Source organism: Agaribacillus sp. DX54 (genome assembly GCF_056858335.1).
Map to the genome: position 1 here is coordinate 25,619 of NZ_JBXEQE010000034.1, position 21,984 is coordinate 47,602.

Consider the following 21,984-nt stretch of genomic DNA (forward strand, 5'->3'; position numbering starts at 1 on the left):
CTATGATTGGTTTTTTTGATACAAAAATCGAATTTTTAAAAGGAGTCGGGCCTCAGCGTGGCGCCCTGTTGGGCAGTGAACTGGGCATTTTTACCTATGGGGACCTGATTCAATATTACCCTTTTCGCTACGAGGACCGTACCAGGTTTTATAAGATTGCGGAGATAAATGACCACATGAATTTCATTCAAGTGACCGGCCGGATCAGGTATCTTGAAACAGTGGGCCCACCCAGAAGACAACGGTTGGTAGCCTATTTTGGTGATGGAACAGGGGAAATTCAATTGGTTTGGTTCAAAGGATTGCAATGGATCATAAAAAAACTAAGGACTAACATTGATTACGTAGTATTTGGTAAGCCAGGCCGAATTGGCAAATACATCAACATTGCCCACCCCGAAATGGAACCGCTGACCACAAAAAATGAACAAGGCGGCTATCTTCAGCCTGTTTATTCAACCACTGAAAAGCTGAAAGCACGCTATCTCGACAGTAAAACCATCGCCAAATTTCAACGTACACTGACTGGGTTGGCTTTCAGGCAAATTCATGAGACCCTGCCCCCCGATCTTGTACAGCAATACCGGCTACTGCCCAAAAACCAGGCCATCAGCAACATTCATTATCCGGAAAACCAACAACTGCTTGCGCAGGCCCGGTACAGGTTGAAATTTGAGGAACTGTTTTTCATTCAGCTCCGATTGCTAAAGCTAAAATTAACCCGCCGGGAAAGGTTTAAAGGAATAATTTTCAATAATGCCGACTTACTCACCGATTTTTATCATCACCATCTCCCTTTTGAACTGACCAATGCCCAAAAGAAAGTCATTAAGGAAATTTACAGGGACATGCGTTCCGGCAGCCAAATGAACCGGTTGTTGCAGGGAGATGTAGGCTCGGGCAAAACCATTGTTGCCTTTATCTGCATGTTGATTGCCATCGGAAATGGTGCACAGGCAGCTATGATGGCCCCTACCGAAATACTGGCCAATCAACATTACGATGGTTTAAAAGGTTACGCAGAAAAAATGGGGCTCAATATTGCTTTGCTTACCGGATCTTCCAAAACCGCCGAGAGGAGGGATATTCATGAACGACTGCCGGAAGGATCATTACACATTCTGGTAGGCACTCATGCGTTGCTTGAAGATGTGGTACAGTTTCAAAATTTAGGCTTGGCGGTAATTGACGAGCAACACCGGTTTGGGGTAGCCCAGAGGGCGAAACTATGGCGAAAAAATGAGCATACCTACCCGCATGTGTTGGTTATGACAGCAACCCCCATTCCACGCACATTGGCGATGACCTTGTACGGGGATTTGGATGTATCAGTCATCGATGAACTTCCTGCCGGAAGAAAGCCTATTAAAACCATACACCATTATGATGCCAACCGGTTAAAAGTATTCGGCTTTTTAAAACAGCAAATCGAACTGGGCAGACAGGTGTATGTGGTCTACCCTTTGATAGAAGAGTCAGCGAAGATTGACCTGAAACATCTGGAAGATGGATATGAAAGCATCAGCAGGGCATTTCCGGACTATGCCATCAGCATCGTACACGGTAAAATGAAAGCGGATGCCAAAGAATATGAGATGAACCGTTTTGTGAAAGGAGAGACCAAAATCATGGTGGCCACTACTGTCATAGAGGTAGGCGTCAATGTGCCCAATGCTACCGTAATGGTGATAGAAAATGCGGAACGCTTTGGCCTGGCCCAGCTTCATCAGCTAAGGGGCCGGGTGGGGAGGGGCGGCGATCAATCGTACTGCATCCTGATGAGTGACTACAAACTTAGCAAAGAGGCTAAAACCAGAATTAAAACCATGGTAACCACCACCGATGGATTTGTAATAGCAGATACTGACTTAAAGCTCAGGGGGCCGGGTGATATCTCCGGAACCCAGCAAAGTGGCCTCACGGATCTGACAATCGCTGATTTGAGCCAGGACAGCGAAATATTGCAACAGGCGCGAAAGGCCGCACAAAGAATTCTCGATGACGATCCCGAACTCAAAACAGCAAAAAATGCCAATATACTGTTGCAGATAAACAGACAGAAAAAAAACGAATTAAATTGGAGCCGGATAAGTTAGGTTAAAAAAAATCCCATGCAACCATGGCACGGGACGCTTACATAAACCCTAAATAAAATATGTAATCGCTAAAATTAGCCTTTCTTTTTCAAAGTGATCTCGTAATTCTCCCCATCTTCATTATCGGTTATAACCAATTGATCATTTACCAGTTCTATCCCTACCTTAAATATATCGGTATAAGTCTGCCCGTCAAAATCATCCACATATTCAGTGACTACTGTCAGGGTTTTGCTCGCATTGTCATAGGTCCAAACACCGGTTTCTTCATATAGCTCTGTCTCCTCAGTATATTCCAGGTCATCACAAGTCGAATTTTTCCAATCGAATTCTCTCGCATATTCGTCTGCTTCAACCTTGTAAGCACCATCATTCGAAAAAGTCAGATAAAAATAATTAGTCCGGTATGTTTCCATCACTGTTACCGTTTTGAAAATGTTATCCCCGCATTGTACACTGGTTTCATAGCTTTTAGTATAATCTTCTCCCGGCACTTCTATTTCAACAACGTCCCCTTCGGAGTCTTTGGTAGATACCATCTCCCAGGTTTGCCCTGCAAAGAATTCACTGCCCCCGCCACCAAATTCAATGATCTCAATACAAATTTCCACAGCGTTACTAATCCTGCCTTCTTCATCATAGACACAATAAACCGCGCAAAACACCCCAGGCTCCAGGTTATCCGGTATTTCGATCTCAATTACATCGCTTTCAGCCGTTCTGGCGTTTTTGAATAGCCTGGATTTAGGCTTACGCGACCCAAACCGTCCCCCGGAACTACCGGTAGCGGTAGTCAAGGGAATATCGTAATATTCACCAGAGCCTTTTACCTGAAAGTAAACACCAGCCGGCTGCCCCTGATTCACATTCAGGTCCAGATAAAACGACTTTCCTGAAACCGCACCAAAATCCTCATTAGAATAATCGTTAAGGGATGGTGCATCCGGATCGGTGGAAGGAGCAGGAGGGGTGCCCTCCATTTTCACAGCATTTTCAATTGTAAGGGAATTGGAAACCAAATCCGCATCATCGATATCAATTTTTTCTTTCAACGCAGGGCCATCATCATCACTACAAGCCATCATCACACACGCAGCCAACAATACCATTAAGTAACTACTTCTCATGATTTTTGTTTTTTTTATCTTCACAAAGTTTTGGATTTAGTTAAATTTCGTTATTCAATCCAAAACTAAACAGCGTATTTTGGCGGGTTTAAGTCTTATGTAAGAAATGACTGATGATTTGTTAAATGCCTGATTATCGCATTTTACTTCATTCCGTTAACCAATCCTTGAAGGTATTTACCTTCTCCCTGCTCACAATTATCTCTTTGGAGAATGCGGGGTCAACGGAGATTTTTAAACGGCTGTTGGAGTAAACCAACACATCTCTGATGGCGCTGATTTTAACGATAAAACTACGGTTAACCCTAAAAAACAGGTTGGGGTCCAGTATTTCTTCAAGGCTCTCCAGTTTGTAGTCGATGATAAATTTTCTTTCATGTTTGGTTACCAGGTAAGCCGTACGGCCTTCAGCAAAAAAAAGTATGATGTCATCAACTGTAATCGATTTGATGTGTTCCCCTATTTTCACCATGAACCTGTTTTTGTAAGTCCGGTCTTTTAATCTTGAAAGGATTTTTCCCGGATCCTGCAAAGGTGCATGGCCTTGCCGGCCAAGGTTTAGCTTAAGTTTCTCGATTTTGTTAATGCTTTCCGTCAGTTTTTCATCTTCAATAATTACTATATTCATACTACGCGGTTGCTAATTCTTCTTGGTAGTCGATCAATGGTATCTTCTGAAAACAATCCCCATATGCTTTTACTTCCATGACAGGAAGGAAAGAGAAAGCCAGTCATACCGTATTGCCAGCTACTCTCTTACCTTATTTAATTATTGAAACCGGGACATTCAAAAAGGAATGCATATAATGGTTTCAATTCACAATTTATTTCCAAATCTATGCTCTGCTTTACAGTGCTGTTTTAGTGCCATCAAACCGATCGAGATTCATCACTTTAGTCCAAGCGGCTACAAAATCGTTTGCCAACTTCTCTTTAGCATCATCACTTGCGTATACCTCTGCTAATGCTCTCAACTCGGAGTTTGAACCAAAAATCAAATCAGCGCGTGTAGCAGTCCAGACTTTTTCAGTAGTACCTCTTTTAAATCCATTGAAAACGTATTTTTTATCATCTTCAGCTTTCCACTCAAAATCCATACTAAGTAGATTCCTGAAATACGTGTTATTCAATGTTCCGGGAGTATCTGTTAAAACGCCAAGATCTGATCCATCATAGGTAGCGCCCAGTGCTCTCATTCCACCCACCAGTACAGTCATCTCAGGGGCTGAAAGCTTAAGTAGCTGTGCTTTATCAATCAATAATTGCTCAGAAGTAAGTGTATACTCTGTTGTTTGGTAATTTCTAAAACCGTCAGCCATTGGCTCTAACAATTCCATACTCTTAAGGCTGGTTTTTTCTTGAGAAGCATCCATTCTACCAGGAGTAAATGGCACAGTAACATCGAACCCCGCTTTTTTAGCTGCTTCTTCAATGGCCACATTTCCGCCAAGAACAATTAGGTCTGCAATAGAGATTTTTTTGCTGTCTGCGTCAAAATCCGCTTTTACCTTTTCGTAGAATGCAAGTACTTTCTTTAGTTGCTTAGGATTATTCGATTCCCAGCTTACCTGGGGCTCAAGTCTGATCCTGGCACCATTTGCACCTCCTTTTCTGTCAGAATCCCTGTAAGTAGAAGCTGCACCCCAAGCAGTAGTTACCAGCTCATGAGTGGTTAACCCTGAATTTTGGATTTTAACTTTTAAAGAGGCAATATGCTTAGCATCCACTAATTCATGATCAACTGCGGGTATTGGATCTTGCCATATAAATTCTTCCTTTGGAATTTCTGGTCCCAGGTAAGTAGATTTTGGTCCCATGTCACGGTGAGTTAGCTTAAACCAAGCTCTTGCAAATGCCTTATCAAACTCCTCCGGATTTTCATAGAACCTCCTCGAGATTTTTTCATAAGCCGGATCTTTAATTAATGAAAGGTCTGTTACCAACATTGTTGGCTTATGTTTTTTATTTGGATCGAATGCGTCCGGATATAGTTTTTTTGGATTTACTGCTTCAAATTGCCACGCGCCACCCGGGCTTTTGACTAATTTCCATTCGTTCTCAAATAGTCCTTCGAAGAAACCGTGGCTCCATTGCGCAGGAGTCTCTGTCCAAATCACCTCTAAACCAGAAGTGATCGCATCCGGACCTTTGCCTGATTTAAAATTGCTTGACCAGCCCAGACCCATAGACTCAATGTTTGCACCTTCAGGCGCTGCTCCCAAATGCTCTTCTCCACTCGCTTGCCCATGTGTTTTGCCCAACGTATGACCGCCTGCTATAAGAGCAACAGTTTCTTCATCATTCATCCCCATTCTGCCAAATGTCTTCCGGATATCATGAGCAGCAGCTACAGGGTCAGGATTCCCGTTAGGACCTTCAGGATTCACATAGATCAATCCCATTTGAGCAGCAGCCAATGGTTTTTCAAGCTCCCTGTTTTCATCAAATCGCTCGTCACCCAGCCATTCTTTTTCTGATCCCCAATATACATTCGTCTGTGGCTCCCAGGTATCTACACGTCCACCGGCAAAACCAAGTGTTTCAAAACCCATACTCTCTAATGCTACGTTTCCTGTGAGGATAAACAAGTCAGCCCAGGAAATTTTCTGGCCATACTTTTGCTTTATTGGCCAAAGTAATCTCCTGGCTTTATCAAGGTTTGCATTATCAGGCCAGCTATTTTGAGGGGCAAATCTTTGTTTACCTTCTCTGGTTCCGCCTCTACCATCACCCGTACGATACGTACCTGCACTATGCCATGCCATTCTTATAAATAAGCCACCATAGTGACCAAAGTCTGCCGGCCACCAATCTTGAGAATCTGTCATCAAGTCTTCCAAGTCTTTTTTCAAAGCGTAGTAATCAAGACTTTCAAATTCTTTTTGATAATTGAAATTTTCATCTAATGGATTAGATAATGTAGCATTTTTACGCAATACCGTCAAATCAAGCTGATTTGGCCACCAATCACGGACAGTATTTCCGTCACCTTTAATTACTTCACCAGTGGACTTACCTGATTTGTCAAATCCAAAAGGGCAGCTTCCGCCGGACTCTTTTTCCCCGCCATTTTCCCTGGATTTAAAAGCAGATAGAACCATAAATACCGCCGCGGTAGTTATGGTTAGGATAATTGATATACTTAATACTTTTCTTTTCATCAGATTTATTTTTTTGCTGTGGTAAATATTTCCATTTGGCATTCATTAATCAAATTGATATTATGTATCGCATTATTGATTTTATAAATATTACTATCCGGCAATTATAGCAAGTGGGGGCTTAAAGCAATTGTAATCAATTTATTAAAGCGATCGAGAATTGCTTTGTAATTCATAACTACGTTTAACAATTCAACTCAAAGGGTTCCTCTTTCCTTCCTACATAATAGGTTCGCACCAGTTGATTATCGTCCTTGTTTTCAATTTTGACCATCCTTCTGGTACCGAAGGTGGTCTTACTGACTTTAAAATAGCCCCCCGGAGAAATACTTTTTATGTCTTTTTCATCATCCGTTAACGCGATTTTTCCACGATAGTCAAGAGAAAATGAGTTAAAGGTGAACCCCGACTTGTAAGAATATTTATGTCGGCCCCTCTCATGGGAAATGATAGGTTCGGTTTTATTTTTCTTTTCCTGAGCCATAGCGGGCGATAAAGCGCCGGTCGAAAGCACAGAAATCACAAAAAAGAGGATAATTACTACAAAAAACTTTTTATGATGTGTATTCATCGTAGCATTATTTGGAGTTTTTGAATAGTACAAAAATGACAGACAGGGATCACATCCCAAACGCAAATGTCATGAACTGTCAATTGTATGTATTAAATTGTCGGAGGAAGGTAGCCAGCGTTTCAATAATAATTGTAAATTGCCGGAAGAAAACAGTTATTACCCATGAAAACATTCAACCCGAACATTTCAATTAGTTGCCTTACACTTCTTGTTACTTTAACTTTAGGCTGTAAGGAAAAGCCTGCCACTAGTGACAGGGTTACAGAAGCACAATCTGAAGTTACCGGGGCAAACCCCGCCATGGAAGGCTTTAACAAAGCGGATTCAGATGAAAAGGCCATCGGCATCGCAGACGAGGTAATGAAAGCCATGGGTGGCAGAAAGGCCTGGGACGAGGCCCGTTATCTGGTATGGGATTTTTTTGGTGTCAGAAGGCTTTACTGGAATAAATGGACCGGGGATGTGAGGATTGAATATCTGAAAGAAGATACCAAAATGGTGCTGAATGTTCACGACCTGAAAGGCAAAGTTTATAAAGACGGTGAGGAGGTTACCCAGCCGGATTCCCTTGCCACCCACCTGAAACAGGGTAAAAGCATCTGGATTAACGACTCCTACTGGCTGGTGATGCCATTTAAGCTGAAAGATTCAGGAGTCACCCTCACCTACAGCCGCAAAGACACGCTGACCGACGGGCAGGCAGCCGATGTGCTTACCCTTACCTTCGAAGGAGTCGGTGATACACCTCAGAACAAGTATGAGATTTTTGTTGACCAAGCAGACAACCTCATCAAGCAATGGGCTTTCTTCAGGGATGCGGGTCAGGACTCTGCCAATTTTATCCGGCCATGGGACAACTATCGATCCTTTGGAAAACTATTGCTTTCGGGAAACAGGTCAGATAATGGTGGGCCAACTAACGTTCAATTGCTTGATTCTTTACCGCCTGCTGTATTTACTTCGTTAGAGTCTGTCGAATTGCCTGCTGTAAATTAGTCCTCCTAACAGATGCATACCCTTTTAGGATATATTATAGCATAAGCAAGGCCCTGAAGGTATAAGCAGCATAGGGTGATGACACAACGTAAGAATCTGCCCGTATTTTTATTTTGCATGCGAAAACCTTTGTGCCTTGGTGCCTAACCATTTTTCACCACGGAGGCACCAAGACACAGAGGGAAGGATTTGGGGTCACAGGAGGGTTAGAAAGGTATAGATACCAAGGCCTATAAAGATCAATCCGGTGACTTTGTTCACTATAAAGCTGTCAAGGCTAATCTTAAATTTTGAAACGATCAATACCAGGGTCGACAATAACAAAAACGTGCCGGTAGAAATGCCAAGAATATAGACCCAGAAAGTCTGGCCATTGATATCGACCCATGACTGACTTTCCAGATACGCCGTTACAGCAATCCAAAAAGGTATCGCCAAGGGGTTAAAAATACTTATAACAACCCCCTTTTTAAAGCCAGTCATTGGTATTTTCGATCTTTGTTCTCCCGGTTTTTTCTTTTTCCCAAAGAAGTTTACCAGGCCGAGGACAATCATAGCCGAGGCCGCAACTACTTTGAAATGCAGCGTAAAGTCAAGTTTACTAACAAAAAAAAACTGAATACCTACTGCAAATGTGGCATAAAAGAACTCTACCAATGCAGCGGCCAATGCAAAGTAAATGGCCTGTTTGATTCTTCCGCTTAAAGTTAATTGTATGACACTTATATTGATAGTACCCGGTGGTATGGAGCCGATATAGCTGAAGAAAAAGGCTACAAGAAAAGTTTGAACAACTACCATATTAAGTTTTCTTCCGGTCAGGCATTTTTCAACCGGTTGTAGGCTCTTAACTTTTTGATCTCCCTGATTCCCGTTGCAAGGGTCATATAAGGCACTCCCAAACGGTGGTTTTCCTTGCTAATTTTTAATAAGACCTCAAGATGGTTAAAAATGTCCCGGTAAGCAACCCAGATAGAGGTACCGGGATGATAGATATGCCCGGGTTCAGACCCTGCCCCGTTAAGTTCCATAATTTTAATCCCGGTGCCCCGATAAAGATCCTCAAGACTGCTGCAACGTAAATCATACCTGCCGAAATAAAACCCTTCGATACTTTTGCTGATTTTATCAAACACCTCATTGAGCTGATTATTTATTAAGTAATTGCCATTAAGAAAGGCCGTGCCCCGGCAATGATTTCCTATTGACTCCAGCTCCCTTTCTTCCCCATTCGCCAGCACCTCATCCAAATCACTTCCCAGACTTTTTTCCAACGCAGCCAATTGGAGTTTTGCCCTGGGATTCATCAAAATCAATTCCCTGATGGTTTTCTTTCCATCACCTGTGACATTTAACATTTGTTTGAGGACGATTGAGCTTACCTTTCCTTTTGGGTTGGAGGGGTACCGGTAATAAAATACACCCATTTCGATGGGAAGGTCAATATACTCTTGCGCCAAAAAAGGGATTTTAATTTGTTTCAGATAGCGATCCAGGTCATCTTCATTTTTTATTTTTTCAACAAATGACCCTCTCTCCCCAATATCAGGTTTCAGAATGAAGGGAAAGTCAACGCCGTTTTTTTTTAAAGCGGCAAGAAGCTGGAACTTGGAAGTACCGGGCTGAAAATACATGGTTCCGGGTATCAGTTCAGGGGCAATAGTATTGAGAATTTTAATTTTGGATTCTCCGAGCATACCACCATTTTCAATGGTCGGATTGGCGGCAGAAAAGAAGAAAGCCGACCTCGCCCTTAGTACCAACCCTACCCAGTAGATGAAAACGGGCAGGTATAACAGGTAAAATGGCCAGTATTCCCAATGTGTCAGCCTTATCCAGAAGTTACTGTTGAAAATTCTCTTCCCCAATCCTGCTGACTCTTGATCTTTCCGGTAGTCTGTGCCAGATCCGGTATCGGAGGTATCAATGAAGTTTGGCGTGAATGCCATAAGGCTACAACCTTACGCCGACTGGCTCTTATTATATTTGACGGTAGAATTTGCCACACCAAAGTTGGCCGGCATATCCACATGGGGACAAATGGCCTGAATGCCTATCTTTATCAACGCCATGTGATGAATAGCGTGTTCGATATTGTAAGCCAATTCCCTGTTAAAGTTTGTTGCTATTGAGCTGGTCAGTTCCATGTCGATACCATAGTCTACCTCGAGCTTAAAATAATGATTTTCATCAACCTTTTCTATAAAAGATGTAATACCGCTTAAAGTAGTCAGTGCCTGAGATTTGTCCGTTTCAATACCTTTATCGTGATTTCTTTTATCATAGTTTACAACGCCATTGATGTAGCCATCGAGTAAACAGGTAAAAAATTCCAGGGTATGGCGTATATGCTGTCCTACGGTTGCATTGTTGAGTGTATCTATGGGCTTCTTAAAATCCTTCTCACTGATCTGACTCATAACTGCAGCCAACTGATCCAACACGTTTTTCACAGCATTTTTCAATTCAATATTAACCATTTAACAAATATTAATATTCAAATAATTCGCAAATATATATACAAGATAGATCACAATCAGTCGCTCAGCCCTTTATTTTTGGTATATCCCGTAAGTTTTCAAGGATTAATTATACAAAAATTATTCATTAAAAGTTCAATTAATTTCTTCGAATCATAACATTGACGGCTACATCTTAGCCTTTAAAATTTCCCAAACCAACTCGGGTTCATAACCTTTATTTATCAGATAATCAGCTACTTTCCTGTTCAATCTGTAAAGGTTTTCACCCTTCCCCTCCTCCAGCCTTTTCTCTATCAAACGCTTCAAAGTTTCAGCATATTCCCTTTCGCCGATTTCTTCCAATCCCTTTTTAACACAATATTCAGACAATTTCAACCTTTCCAGAAAAAATTCGATCTTTAGCTTGCCCCACTTTTTTAGCCTGAACCTGCCAGAAGCGAAAACCCTGGCAAATCGTTCCTCATTGATAAAATTATCAATGATTAATGATGTCAGGATTTCTTCCACATCATCGGAACGAAGTCCCATAGCATACAACTTATCCCTTACCTGTTGCCGGGTTCTTTCCTGGTAGGCGCAATAATCGGCTGCTTTTACTTTAGCCGCTTCAAGCACTTTTTCATAGTTTTTTGTTTCCATAAGCTCAAGTTACTAATTCGATACGGCTTTTACTCACTGGGTAGTATTAGCCTGAAAGAGGAGCCGGCATCGATTTCACTTTCAAAAGTTATTTCCCCTCCCAGCTTTTCGGCAGCCTTTTTGGCAATATACAAGCCTAATCCATTACCCTGAGACCGCTCAGAGGCCCTGAAAAACATTCCAAATATACGCTGATAAAAATTACTGGCAATGCCGATGCCATTGTCCCGGAATTCAAAAACCACCCGGCTGCCGCTGCCTGTAATCAGCAATTTCAAATACGGCCTTTCATTCAACCTGTTACACCTGAAGTCAATGGCATTTTCGATCAACCTTTCACAAATGATCAATAACATGTTGGCATCAGATACCAGTTTCAGCCCCTCCTTAACTTCCACACAAAAGTCAATGTCCAGTTCCTTCAATCTTTTATCAAAAATGCGGTGCAGGTTTTTTACAATAGCGTCAAAATCTATATCCAGATGCTCGGCAGCCTGGTTTACAATATTGACCAAAAGCAGTTTTGATAAAACCTCGTTGGCGTTATCGGCAGTTTTTTCCAACATTTCCAGGTAGCTCATCTGGGCTTGTTTTTGCTCTTCTATTTTTGCGATTTTGGTAAGGCCTAATATACTCGCAATCGGCCCACGCAAATCATGGGAGGCCCGGTAGATAAATAAATCGAGTTCCTGGTTTGCCTGTATCAGGTTTTCATTAGTGCGGCGGAGCCTGGCAGTTCTTTCACTGACCATCTCTTCCAGACTTGAATTACTGGCTTTTAACTCCTCATTGGTTTCGGCAATTTTTCGTTGTGCATCTGCCAATAGCTGGTTTTTTTCAAGAATCGCCTTATTGCTTTCTTCGATCTGTTCTTTTTGTTTTTCGATTTCCAGGGCCCTTTCCCTGGTTAAAAGTTCAATAGACTGTAATTCCTCGTAAGCTTCTTCGAGTTCGGCCTTACTTTCAACCAGGTTGTTATTGGTCTCTTTAAGCTCCCGGAGCAGGTCGGAGATTTTTTCATTGCTTTTCTCCAGTTTTTTGTTTGCTGCCTGCAAATCTGTATTTGTGGTCTTTTCCTTTTCTAAAAGCCTCGATATTCTTCTTTCAAATCTTTGGTTTACTCTTCTGAAAAAAAGAAAGCCGCTCGTGAGAAAAACAAAAGCCGATACGGACGCGAATTTAATCAGTAACAGGCGGCGGTTTCTATATTCTCCGTAATCAGTGATTTCAAAAAACAGGCCCTGTATCTCCTCGAGAAACAACAAACAGATCAGGATTATTCCCAAACCAGCAGCCATCTTGAACTTATTCTGGTAATCCAACAACGTCGCCGGTAACACTAACATGGCAAGTATGGTAAATCTCGGCACTGTAAAATAGGCGATGTCTCTAAGCTCAGGGTTTGTCAGTTGATCATATGGAACAATAAAAATCAGCGACACAGGCATTATGGTACATAATGACCTTCTGACCAGTGAATTAAAGCCCGCCTTATTAAGCCATGGGATACTGGCAAGATACAGAATTAATATCGATATGGTAACAGTTATATATTGCCTGTGGAGGTATATTGTCTGGATAATGTTAAACAGTAAAAATATTATGGCAAGAGTAATACTAGCCAGATTGCTGAGAATGATCCTCTTTTTCAAACTGTCCGGCATTTCCCACTGTACACCAAAATAAACGATATCAACCCATATTTGATATATTTTTTTGTACATCTAATCCTTGAATTCGATGAAAAGTATCAATTCACATCAAAAACCTCTACCATTAAATCTTGTCAAGTTATGAATTTTAACTATACTTTCCAGAGTATTAAAAATATTTATTTGTACCCGCCAATACAATCCAGGTGGTGTAAAGCCTAAATATCAATTCGCTAAATTTTGATTCAGGGGTAGTATTTGGAACACTTTAAGTTAAGAATTACCACAAGACGGTAAATAATTGATAAACAGGACTGTGTGATTGTTATTTACATCAAATTTATTAATAAAAAATTATTGTCCAACCAAAAATACAGCATTACCGAACAATAGTTTCCCGTTTTGCCAAAAGGCCCTGAACAAGGGGTTGTCAGTCATATAAATAATATTTCCCTGACCAATATCTTCTACACCGAATACCAATGACTTTTCAACCCGGCTCAAAGCGTTTGCCCCTGAAAAGCCACTTACCAATTTGTTTTTGTCTTCAATGACCGACACATTCCAGCCATTGTGCAGATAAGCAAATCGCCTCCCACTCCGCTTTAAGGTAAAATAATAGTCAGGATATCCAAATGCCAGGGGATGACTGTTATCGAGACTTGTCTTGAAAATACTTCCAAAGATGGCATCTTTTATGGCTTCCCTTTCCCGGTCTTTGAACTTATAAAGCCTGCCGGTTATGTCATCTCCGGATGCAGACGGCTCCAGTTTTTCTTTTTCCTTGTTACTGGCATATTTTTTCAAGGCAAATGATTTTTTATCTGTAAAATAAGTCATAGCATTTTCCATTAAAATGAGCCTGCCACCAAGCTTTACCCAATTCCTGAAGGCTACTCTCTGTGCATCATCAATCAGGTCATTATACCTTCCATCGGGAATGATAAGTACATCATAACCGGCTAAATCCACCGTCTTAAAATAGTCAGTATCCAAAATGGTAACAGGGAAGTCGATTTGCTGTTCGAAAAAATGCCAAATTTCACCGAATGCCAGGGTGGACACCCCTTTTCCTGACAAAACCGCCACTTTGGGTTGCTCGATGTAGGCCACAGAATTGGAACCAAAATCTTTCCCCTTGCTGACAAAACCTGTTTTCACAGCATACACTTTTCTGTTGCAGGCCGATGCCGTTTCCAGTACCAGGTCTTCAAATTGTTTACCCAGTTTTTCATTACCCCGTTTCGTAATTATCAGGCTACCAGGCCGGAAGTTTTCGCCCGCTATAGTGAAAGCCTCGGTGGCAAAGCGCACCTTAATATCTTGCTGTAGCAGCTTGCTTAACCATTTTAGATCCTCAAGGCTGGTCCACCGGGCCACATAGGCATAAGCCTTACCTCCTTTCTCCGGTGCGGGATGGTTGACCTCGACTGGATCATCTGCAGCAGTGGGTACAATTTTATCTGTTAAGGCGTAGGCATTCAAACTAAAACTGTATGGCAATGCCCATGCGGTAATGTCATAGGTAACAGAGTCACTTAGCCTGGGCTCCGGCTCAAACAGGGACTTTACAAGCCTGGACTTAGGCTGGTAAGCACTGATAATCAGGTCATTTTTGTCTATGCTGAAAGCTTCCGTCGCATTGGTGATGTAACTAAAACCCCTGAAGGATCCGGTGGTCGTTGTATAGCCATACCTGATCCCATGACTATCCAGAAATTGCCTTAGTGTGGTCAATTTGTCCTCTTCACCGGCCCCTTTGATAACATAGGTCTTATAAGTCGATGATGGGTTATTTACAGCCTGGTCAAAGTACTGTGCAAACTCATCGACCACCTGGCCGGCGTTTAACGAGGTGATCTCTATGGTAGACAGACCTGTGGTAAAATGGTGGGCAATTCTGTCATTTAAAGTTAATGTGTCCCCTTCATGCGTGATAACACCTAAACCTGCCCTTCCGCTTCCTCCTTGTTCGTAGGTCATACCGATGGCGCCATTATAAGTAGGGTATGTGTCGCCATAACTGGGATAAAGCAGATCAAATACTTCTTTTGTAAAATAAAGCCATCCCTTTTCGTCAAAATATTTTGCATGGTTTTTCCCAATGGTGACCTGAAATTCCCTTTGCCAATCTGTGATTACTTCATGATAAGGTTCGGCGGCAGGAGCAAAATAGTAGGGGGAATTTACCCCCTGTTCATGAAAATCGACATGCACATGGGGCATCCACCGGTTATATACTTTAACCCGGTACTGTGACTCTTGCTGGCTTAACCATGCCCAATCCCTGTTCAGGTCAAACAAGTAATGGTTGGGCCTGCCACTTACCCACGGCTCGTGGTGTTCTTTTGAATTAGGATCGGGGTTATACCTTCGATTGCCAAATTGATGGTACCAGTTAACATAGCGATCCCTGCCGTCAGGGTTAAGGCACGGATCAAGTATAACTACGGTATTTTCAAGCCATTTTTGTGTTTCACGGTTAGCATCATCGGCCAGGGCGTACAGCGTACTCATGGCGGCCTCGGTGCTAACCGACTCATTACCATGCACGTTATAGCTCAGCCAAACAATAGCAATTTTATCGTTGGAGACACTTTCATCACTTAAGCGGGCCAGGCTAAGATTGTTTTTTCTGATATTCTCCAGGTTATCTATATTTTTTTTTGACGAAATAAACGCCAGTATCAAAGGTCTTTTTTCATAGGTTTCCCCATAGGGTTTAACAAGAATGTTTGATTTTTCACCAGCTACATAGTTAAAGTAGTCAACTACTTTATGATGCCTGGTAAAAGAGGTTCCCAACTCATACCCCAGGTATTGATCCGGCGTTTTCAATTGACCATGGGCATTGAAGTGGTCCAGGTTTAGCACAAAAAATAAAAAGAGGGTTGAAAAACTGGTTTTGATCATGTTTTTTTTACAAAAAGATTTAAGATTTTTGACAGTTTAGTTTTGTATCCGGCATAAATGACCCGATATGGTTTTCAGGTAGAAAAATATGACGTATATTTAGATTAAACAAATTTACATTATTTTAGAGAATATGAGTGTGGCTGCAACATACCTTCTTCAGGATTTTAACCTGAGAAACACAAACCAGAGAGAGGAGATACTGAAAATATTTTTGGACCACAAGCACGCTTTGTCGCATGCCGATATAGAAAAAAAAGTAGGGGAGTCGATCGACAGGGTAACTGTATACCGTACGCTTAAAACCTTTTTAAGCAAAGGAGTGGTTCACAAAGTACTCGATGACAGCGGCGTGGTGAAATATGCCTTGTGCAAAAACACCTGTACCACAAAAGAGCACAGCCATGATCACGTACACTTTAAGTGCGTGGAATGTGGTGTCACCAATTGCCTGGAAAATGTGGTAGTACCTGAAATCCATATGCCTGCCGGTTACGAAAAACTCGAGTCTAATTTTCTTATGGTAGGGATTTGTGACCAGTGTAGTAATACTATCTAAGCCGGCATCTCTTCATTTTCCTCTCTGTCAATTTTTTTTCGGGGGCCATCCCCTCCGGGTAAGGAGATTCCCGGCGGCAAATCAAGTTTGGGTGGGGTAAAAATTTCAATACCACCGTCATCATTATTGTCATTTCCGGAATTAAATCTCCTTTTACGTAAAAGCGTAAATATGAAATATACCAAAATGACGTAGGTAAAGCCAAAAAGGATCAAATGGAATACGTTGGTGGACATTGTGAATGCGTTTAGTATATCTTAATTAGAAATTTAGCGAATTATTTGATCTTTATCAAATACATACGTCAATATAAAGTCGCTTGTTTTAATTAAAACTTACACTGGAGATTTTGATTATGTTTACGTAGCTGTAATTTGTGCGATATTGTTCTAACTTCAAAGTTAAATAATTAATTCAGAATTAGTTAGGTTATGACATTTATCGCCTTTGCAGACGGCATAACCTGAAAGGAGGTATGAGGTTTTCAAAGTTTTTTATTTCATAAATGAGGGATGGATGAACGGAGTAAAACATAGGTTTAAAGCAAAAAAATGTACAAGCGTCTTCATATATATTTAAGGTGGGCAAAAACATACATTTTGACAACCATTTAACACCTGCAGATGTACTACTCTTTTTTTTTATTAAATGGAAAATGATATTTTTACCGCACTTCGTAAATAATTGAAGCTGAAGTTTATGCATTTGGGTTTTATATCGAATAGTAATGAACCAACACTGTTTATCCTTTTCGGGATAATCATTGTAACGTTTCTGATCATAGACCTGGGCGTATTAAATAAGTCAGCCAAAAAAATATCCACCAAATCGGCACTATACCAGACTATTTTCTGGATTGCCATTTCAGTGGCCTTCGGATTTATCATCTATAAATATGATGGCGGATCCGAACCAATGCTGGAATACTTTTCAGCCTACGTCACGGAAAAGGCCCTATCGGTTGACAACATATTTGTAATTATCCTGATACTGAAATATTTCAGAATTGATGAAGCATATTACCACAAAATCCTGTTCTGGGGCATCATTGGGGCGGTGATTTTCCGTGGAATCTTCATTTTCGCAGGAGTATTCCTGGTTAGCAAGTTGCATTGGATACTTTATATATTCGGTGCGTTTTTGGTGTATTCAGGCATTAAACTGTTTTTTGAAAACGAAGAAGAGGAATTTAACCCGGAAGATAGTTTCGTAGTCAAATTTATCAGAAAGCGGTTTAAAATGACCAAGGAAAACTACGCCGGGAAGTTTTTTATCAAAACCGAAAATGGCACTTTGTTTACCCCCTTGTTTTTGGTCCTGATTTTGATAGAAACAACCGACCTTATTTTTGCTGTCGACTCCATACCGGCAGCCTTTGCCATTACCAATAGCGAGTTTATTCTTTACACGTCCAACATCTTTGCGGTACTTGGCCTTCGCGCTATGTTTTTCCTGTTGGCAGGTGTACTTGACAAATTCCACCTACTCCAAAAGGGGCTATCGTTTATTTTGATTTTTATCGGTGGCAAAATGCTACTTGAGATATTCAGCATCAAAGTTCCAACCAGCCTCTCCTTTACCATCATTATTGCCACTATTACCCTTTCTATCGTCATATCGATTCTAAAACCCCAAACCCAAAAAGAAAAGGCGGCCTAGATTCCACTATTCCATCAACGAATACTTCGATCTTCTGTTTTCACCGATTCTTTCAACCCTTTTAAAAGCTCCTTGATTTGTATCATACGTCTTTGAGTGTGACCGACCACAGACCCAAATGCATCTGCCAGTTTAAATCTTATGAACCCGCCAATGCCTGATTTTATCCTGCTCTTTTCGACAAACGTTGTTATATTTATCATACATCAGGTGCAAATCCTCCCTGGAAATGGCATAAAGCTGAGCGTCTGTCAAAGCCGACAGTGTCAAATAGTTTCTTTGGCAGCCTTTGCATGAAATCAGTCATTTTGAATTTTAGATAAGAACAATTAAAACTACCTTTAACGTGCTAAAAAAATCATTATGAATAAAACTATAAAACTGGCCGTGATTCAACACAGTCCCGTGTACCTGAATCTGCAAAAAAGCCTTGAAAAATCCATAGATCTGATTGGGCAGGCTGCCGGTAAAGGTGCCGGGATTATTGTATTCGGTGAGACCTGGCTAAGTGGTTATCCGGCCTGGTTGGATTATTGCCATGATGTTGCTTTATGGGATTATGAGCCAGCCAAAGAGGTTTTCAGCCGGTTGTATCATAACAGCCTTCAAATTCCCGGCACCGAGACTAACAGACTCTGCCAGGCGGCCAGGGATCATGGGGTGGTAATTTGTATGGGAGTTAATGAGGTAATTAAGGACGGAAAGGCAAGTGGAACCATTTTTAATACCTTCCTGATTATCGATGAAAAGGGAGAAATCGTCAATCATCACCGCAAACTCATGCCCACTTATACAGAAAAGTTAATCTATGGATTGGGTGATGGTTCAGGGCTTAAGACTGTCGAGACCGCTTATGGAAGAATCAACGGATTAATCTGCTGGGAACACTGGATGCCATTGGCAAGGCAGGCTATGCATGATAGTGGTGAACAAATCCATATAGCGGTCTGGCCAGCGGTACACGAAATGCACCAAATTGCCAGCAGGCACTATGCCTTTGAGGGCAGGTGTTATGTAGTAGCAGCAGGCCAGATCATGAAGGTGAGTGATATTCCTCCTGAGTTAAAACTGCCGCCTGCTTTCAAAGCAACGCCCGACCAAATGATCCTGAACGGGGGTAGCTGTATTATCGGCCCCGATGGCCAATATATCATCGATCCTGTATTAGACCGGGAGGCCATTATTTTACAGGAAATTGATATTAACGAGATTTATAAGGAAAAAATGACTTTAGATGTGAGTGGTCATTATCAACGACCTGATATTTTTTCACTAGCGGTGACGAAGAATCGAACACACTGAAAACACATAGTAAATACTGGAATACGCTTGTTGTTTCAACTGATTAAAAGGGAAAAGTTTCCTGTTACCTTAACAACAGATTAAGGCATCTTCACTGAGGTTACGAAAAACTAAACCAGTTGCAGCTTAAATTTTTCTTCCGATTTACCCTCATTCAAGGCCTCTCTTATTTGCTTCATAGCATGCTGCTTGAATTGCAAATAATCAGGGTTTTCGATCGAACTGTTCTGCAAAACCCGGATGTAGCGCATTACCTGATCCATCTGGTCCAGACTTAACGTTCCAAGGGCCTCGCATATCGACGCTTTGAAAATTTTGATTTCCATAATTTCATTAGTTTGGCGTTTCAATTTCAATTTACGCAAAAAATAATCCGTATGTTGTCATTTTTCTTAATCATAACAATATCGTAATGTTATCATAACACTTTTTGACCTCTTATGAAAGCCCGGTAAACCAGTTAAAATGATGTAACTGTTTACCTACCGAAGGGTCTTTTAATTCTCTAATATTACACTCATATCTTTTAATACAAATTTTTCAAAAAACCACGTTTGGAAACTAAAATCGGCCGGATATGATTACAACAAAAGAGTAGATCATTGCAGAACTAAAAAAATCATTGAACAATGGTGACAGATTAGAACCTGTTATTACATCCCTGCCATACTTCTTGCTGCGGCGCAATTTGTATTACACATCCCTGAATCTATAAATTAGAAGGATGAAGTGTGATTTACCAGGTGTTTAGGCATCCACTTTGATTATTTTGTTTAATATGAGTATCCTATTTTTTTGTAAGGAGGAATGCCACCTTTATGATCGAGGAGCTATCTGATTAGCTAACATCTTGAATAGCCACTCCTTACCGGGAAATGAGGGAAATGACAACTTTTCAAATAATTATTTAATCCGTAACTACCATGGAAAAACATGACAGGATAAACTTCTTTTTTCAAGAAATTTTTAGAAGGTCCAACAAAATTACAGAAGCATTATTAATTTTTTATTTCTTCCTGGGTATTCTTCTGGCCATTATTTATGACACCTGGTGGGTAGGCATCGGCGTTGGTGCATTAAGTATGGCACCCTATTATATTGGAAAATTTGCTTTTCCCAAAAAGAAGCTGAGTCAATATCTGGCCGGTGTTTCAATGGCAATTTTTATGGCCCAGTTAATTTACCAGATGCATGGGTTACCCGAAATGCACTTTACGGTGTTTATTGGTATTGTTGCATTAATCGGTTATCAAAACTGGCGGGTGTTTATTCCATTGGCCCTGATTGTGATGACTCACAATACCAGCTTTGCCTACATTCAGTATTTAGGTGTTGTCAATGATTATGAAGCCTTCCGGAATATATTCTTTACCCAATCGGAATACATGGATTTGCGAACCTTTCTGATTCATACCGGTCTATTTGCCATTGCTGTAGGTATAGCAGGTTATTACGCCTACCACCTGGAAAAAAGTACCAGGGAAAACGCCCTGAACTTTTTTTCATTGCAAACATCCGAGGAAAGGATTAGGTCGAACATTGAATTTGCCAACCATATTGCCAACGCTGATTTTGATGTCGAGTATAAAGTTAAGGAGGACGATGAAATGGGCAATGCGCTTATGAACATGAGAAAGAACCTGATGGAAGGTGCTGAAAGGGAAAGAAATGAAAAATTTATGAATGTGGGTATTGCTGAAATCAGTAATATAATCAGGGACAACAAAACCGGATTGGCCGATTTATCTTATGAAGTTATCAGCTATCTTGTTAAATACCTTGGGGCCAATCAGGGTGGCATGTTTGTCATTAAGGAAGAAGAAAATGAAAAATATCTTGAGTTATTGGGTTGTTATGCCTTTGAAAGAAAAAAATTCCTTACCAAAAGGGTAGGTATAGGCCAGGGATTGGTAGGCCAGTGCGTTTTGGAGAAAGAAACCATCTATATGACCGAGATTCCGGAACATTATATTAATATAACTTCCGGACTCGGAACAGCCATACCGAGAAACCTGGTCATTGTACCCCTCAAAAACGATCAGGTGATAGAAGGGGTTATTGAAATTGCTTCTTTCAAAAAAATTGAACCACATCAGATTGAATTCCTGGAAAAGTTAGGGGAAACCATAGCTGCTTCCATTACCAACACCCGCATCAATGAACGCACCCAAAGCCTGTATCAAAATTCCCAGGAGCAGGCCGAACAATTGCGTTCGCAGGAAGAAGAAATGCGCCAGAATATGGAAGAGTTAACCGCGACACAGGAGGAAATGAGGAGAAGTACTTTCAGCCTGGAAAGGAGAATGGAAGCCATATACAAAAATGGAACTGCCTTTGTTGAATTCGATATCCATGGGAATATCCTCGATGCTGACGATTCTTTCTGCCAAATGGTAAAATACGCCCCGCAGGAATTAAAGGGTAAAAACAACAAATTGTTGGTGGAGCCTGCTTTTGCCGGCAGCGATGAGTACAGGCAAATTTGGGAGGGGATCAAAAAGGGCCATGCATATACCGGAGAATATGTATTGATAGCCAAAGACGAAACGGAAGTATTTGTTACAGGCAGTTATTCTGTAGTCCTTGATAATAACAATAAACCCAGCAAAGTGTTAAATTTCGCTTTCGATATCAGCCATGTGAAAAAAGAATATGAAAAGGGTGTGGGTCAGGAACAGAAAGCGGTAAAAACCCCATCAAAATCATTGGAGTCTGTCAATGAAAACAAGGAGTAGTGTTAAAAAAACCAATTAAGCGATCGGTATAAAACATGGTGACCATCTGGGTAGCATGCGGGCTGATCCGTACTAACCAAAAATTCTT

The 21,984-nt window shown here is 41.1% G+C and carries 19 protein-coding genes; 6 read left to right on the forward strand and 13 right to left on the reverse strand.

Annotation, left to right across the window (positions count from 1 at the left end; genetic code table 11):
* Positions 1 to 2: 2 nt before the first annotated feature.
* Entirely contained in the window at positions 3 to 2,096 is a 2,094-nt protein-coding gene (gene recG / locus AC04NP_RS25290; RefSeq protein WP_482862819.1) for an ATP-dependent DNA helicase RecG, read from the forward strand.
* 74 nt (positions 2,097 to 2,170) lie between these two features.
* Here the strand turns inward: recG and AC04NP_RS25295 are convergent, their stop codons facing one another.
* The 4 genes from AC04NP_RS25295 to AC04NP_RS25310 all read right to left on the reverse strand — a co-directional run bounded on the left by AC04NP_RS25295 (position 2,171) and on the right by AC04NP_RS25310 (position 6,955).
* Entirely contained in the window at positions 2,171 to 3,223 is a 1,053-nt protein-coding gene (locus AC04NP_RS25295; RefSeq protein WP_482862821.1) for a hypothetical protein, read from the reverse strand.
* Between the two features lie 148 nt (positions 3,224 to 3,371).
* Positions 3,372 to 3,851 carry a LytR/AlgR family response regulator transcription factor gene (locus tag AC04NP_RS25300; RefSeq protein WP_482862822.1) on the reverse strand — a complete coding sequence of 160 codons (480 nt, stop codon included), beginning with the start codon at positions 3,849 to 3,851 and terminating at the stop codon, positions 3,372 to 3,374.
* A 220-nt stretch (positions 3,852 to 4,071) separates the two neighbouring features.
* Positions 4,072 to 6,324, reverse strand: a complete 2,253-nt coding sequence (gene katG / locus AC04NP_RS25305) for a catalase/peroxidase HPI (RefSeq protein ID WP_482862873.1) — start codon at positions 6,322 to 6,324, stop codon at positions 4,072 to 4,074.
* A 244-nt stretch (positions 6,325 to 6,568) separates the two neighbouring features.
* A complete protein-coding gene (locus tag AC04NP_RS25310) occupies positions 6,569 to 6,955 on the reverse strand; it encodes a hypothetical protein (protein ID WP_482862823.1) in 387 nt (128 codons plus the stop codon).
* Between the two features lie 165 nt (positions 6,956 to 7,120).
* On the opposite strand from AC04NP_RS25310, the gene AC04NP_RS25315 reads away from it, so the two are divergent.
* Positions 7,121 to 7,954: a hypothetical protein gene (locus AC04NP_RS25315; RefSeq protein WP_482862824.1), complete on the forward strand. Its 834-nt coding sequence runs from the start codon at positions 7,121 to 7,123 to the stop codon at positions 7,952 to 7,954.
* A gap of 195 nt (positions 7,955 to 8,149) precedes the next feature.
* Here AC04NP_RS25315 and AC04NP_RS25320 read toward each other — a convergent pair whose 3' ends face one another.
* From AC04NP_RS25320 to AC04NP_RS25345, 6 genes are all read right to left on the reverse strand, one after another.
* Entirely contained in the window at positions 8,150 to 8,755 is a 606-nt protein-coding gene (locus AC04NP_RS25320) for a LysE family translocator (RefSeq protein ID WP_482862825.1), read from the reverse strand.
* Positions 8,756 to 8,772: 17 nt separating this feature from the next.
* Entirely contained in the window at positions 8,773 to 9,903 is a 1,131-nt protein-coding gene (locus AC04NP_RS25325) for an ATP-grasp domain-containing protein (RefSeq protein WP_482862826.1), read from the reverse strand.
* Positions 9,904 to 9,915: 12 nt separating this feature from the next.
* Positions 9,916 to 10,434, reverse strand: coding sequence for a hypothetical protein (locus AC04NP_RS25330; RefSeq protein ID WP_482862828.1), 519 nt, complete (start codon positions 10,432 to 10,434; stop codon positions 9,916 to 9,918).
* A 168-nt stretch (positions 10,435 to 10,602) separates the two neighbouring features.
* On the reverse strand, positions 10,603 to 11,076 hold the full coding sequence (locus AC04NP_RS25335; RefSeq protein ID WP_482862829.1) for a regulatory protein RecX: 474 nt from the start codon (positions 11,074 to 11,076) through the stop codon (positions 10,603 to 10,605).
* Between the two features lie 29 nt (positions 11,077 to 11,105).
* Positions 11,106 to 12,800 (reverse strand): sensor histidine kinase, encoded by a 1,695-nt coding sequence (locus tag AC04NP_RS25340; RefSeq protein WP_482862830.1) that lies wholly within the window; start codon positions 12,798 to 12,800, stop codon positions 11,106 to 11,108.
* A gap of 282 nt (positions 12,801 to 13,082) precedes the next feature.
* Positions 13,083 to 15,641 carry a M14 family metallopeptidase gene (locus tag AC04NP_RS25345; RefSeq protein ID WP_482862831.1) on the reverse strand — a complete coding sequence of 853 codons (2,559 nt, stop codon included), beginning with the start codon at positions 15,639 to 15,641 and terminating at the stop codon, positions 13,083 to 13,085.
* 133 nt (positions 15,642 to 15,774) lie between these two features.
* Between AC04NP_RS25345 and AC04NP_RS25350 the strand changes: the two genes are divergently transcribed.
* Positions 15,775 to 16,200 (forward strand): Fur family transcriptional regulator, encoded by a 426-nt coding sequence (locus tag AC04NP_RS25350; protein ID WP_482862832.1) that lies wholly within the window; start codon positions 15,775 to 15,777, stop codon positions 16,198 to 16,200.
* Here AC04NP_RS25350 and AC04NP_RS25355 read toward each other — a convergent pair.
* On the reverse strand, positions 16,197 to 16,436 hold the full coding sequence (locus tag AC04NP_RS25355) for a hypothetical protein (protein ID WP_482862833.1): 240 nt from the start codon (positions 16,434 to 16,436) through the stop codon (positions 16,197 to 16,199). The two genes, AC04NP_RS25350 and AC04NP_RS25355, sit on opposite strands and share 4 nt — an antisense overlap.
* 463 nt (positions 16,437 to 16,899) lie before the next feature.
* Here AC04NP_RS25355 and AC04NP_RS25360 point away from each other — a divergent pair, with 463 nt between their 5' ends.
* Positions 16,900 to 17,859 (forward strand): TerC/Alx family metal homeostasis membrane protein, encoded by a 960-nt coding sequence (locus tag AC04NP_RS25360; RefSeq protein WP_482862834.1) that lies wholly within the window; start codon positions 16,900 to 16,902, stop codon positions 17,857 to 17,859.
* Between the two features lie 14 nt (positions 17,860 to 17,873).
* Here AC04NP_RS25360 and AC04NP_RS25365 read toward each other — a convergent pair whose 3' ends face one another.
* Entirely contained in the window at positions 17,874 to 18,062 is a 189-nt protein-coding gene (locus AC04NP_RS25365) for a hypothetical protein (protein WP_482862835.1), read from the reverse strand.
* 160 nt (positions 18,063 to 18,222) lie between these two features.
* Here AC04NP_RS25365 and AC04NP_RS25370 point away from each other — a divergent pair, with 160 nt between their 5' ends.
* Positions 18,223 to 19,161, forward strand: a complete 939-nt coding sequence (locus AC04NP_RS25370; protein WP_482862837.1) for a carbon-nitrogen hydrolase family protein — start codon at positions 18,223 to 18,225, stop codon at positions 19,159 to 19,161.
* A 110-nt stretch (positions 19,162 to 19,271) separates the two neighbouring features.
* Here AC04NP_RS25370 and AC04NP_RS25375 read toward each other — a convergent pair whose 3' ends face one another.
* Complete coding sequence (locus AC04NP_RS25375) at positions 19,272 to 19,487, reverse strand: hypothetical protein (protein WP_482862838.1); 216 nt, start codon at positions 19,485 to 19,487, stop codon at positions 19,272 to 19,274.
* Positions 19,488 to 20,084: 597 nt separating this feature from the next.
* Here AC04NP_RS25375 and AC04NP_RS25380 point away from each other — a divergent pair.
* Entirely contained in the window at positions 20,085 to 21,896 is a 1,812-nt protein-coding gene (locus AC04NP_RS25380) for a GAF domain-containing protein (RefSeq protein ID WP_482862839.1), read from the forward strand.
* Positions 21,897 to 21,984: the final 88 nt, after the last annotated feature.

Bases quoted from the DNA above. Each gene is read 5' to 3' on its own strand.
- recG (WP_482862819.1), top strand. From the start codon at position 3: ATGATTGGTTTTTTTGATACAAAAATCGAATTTTTAAAAGGAGTCGGG.
- AC04NP_RS25295 (WP_482862821.1), bottom strand. From the start codon at position 3,223: ATGAGAAGTAGTTACTTAATGGTATTGTTGGCTGCGTGTGTGATGATG.
- AC04NP_RS25300 (WP_482862822.1), bottom strand. From the start codon at position 3,851: ATGAATATAGTAATTATTGAAGATGAAAAACTGACGGAAAGCATTAAC.
- katG (WP_482862873.1), bottom strand. From the start codon at position 6,324: ATGGTTCTATCTGCTTTTAAATCCAGGGAAAATGGCGGGGAAAAAGAG.
- AC04NP_RS25310 (WP_482862823.1), bottom strand. From the start codon at position 6,955: ATGAATACACATCATAAAAAGTTTTTTGTAGTAATTATCCTCTTTTTT.
- AC04NP_RS25315 (WP_482862824.1), top strand. From the start codon at position 7,121: ATGAAAACATTCAACCCGAACATTTCAATTAGTTGCCTTACACTTCTT.
- AC04NP_RS25320 (WP_482862825.1), bottom strand. From the start codon at position 8,755: ATGGTAGTTGTTCAAACTTTTCTTGTAGCCTTTTTCTTCAGCTATATC.
- AC04NP_RS25325 (WP_482862826.1), bottom strand. From the start codon at position 9,903: ATGGCATTCACGCCAAACTTCATTGATACCTCCGATACCGGATCTGGC.
- AC04NP_RS25330 (WP_482862828.1), bottom strand. From the start codon at position 10,434: ATGGTTAATATTGAATTGAAAAATGCTGTGAAAAACGTGTTGGATCAG.
- AC04NP_RS25335 (WP_482862829.1), bottom strand. From the start codon at position 11,076: ATGGAAACAAAAAACTATGAAAAAGTGCTTGAAGCGGCTAAAGTAAAA.
- AC04NP_RS25340 (WP_482862830.1), bottom strand. From the start codon at position 12,800: ATGTACAAAAAAATATATCAAATATGGGTTGATATCGTTTATTTTGGT.
- AC04NP_RS25345 (WP_482862831.1), bottom strand. From the start codon at position 15,641: ATGATCAAAACCAGTTTTTCAACCCTCTTTTTATTTTTTGTGCTAAAC.
- AC04NP_RS25350 (WP_482862832.1), top strand. From the start codon at position 15,775: ATGAGTGTGGCTGCAACATACCTTCTTCAGGATTTTAACCTGAGAAAC.
- AC04NP_RS25355 (WP_482862833.1), bottom strand. From the start codon at position 16,436: ATGTCCACCAACGTATTCCATTTGATCCTTTTTGGCTTTACCTACGTC.
- AC04NP_RS25360 (WP_482862834.1), top strand. From the start codon at position 16,900: ATGCATTTGGGTTTTATATCGAATAGTAATGAACCAACACTGTTTATC.
- AC04NP_RS25365 (WP_482862835.1), bottom strand. From the start codon at position 18,062: ATGATAAATATAACAACGTTTGTCGAAAAGAGCAGGATAAAATCAGGC.
- AC04NP_RS25370 (WP_482862837.1), top strand. From the start codon at position 18,223: ATGAATAAAACTATAAAACTGGCCGTGATTCAACACAGTCCCGTGTAC.
- AC04NP_RS25375 (WP_482862838.1), bottom strand. From the start codon at position 19,487: ATGGAAATCAAAATTTTCAAAGCGTCGATATGCGAGGCCCTTGGAACG.
- AC04NP_RS25380 (WP_482862839.1), top strand. From the start codon at position 20,085: ATGGAAAAACATGACAGGATAAACTTCTTTTTTCAAGAAATTTTTAGA.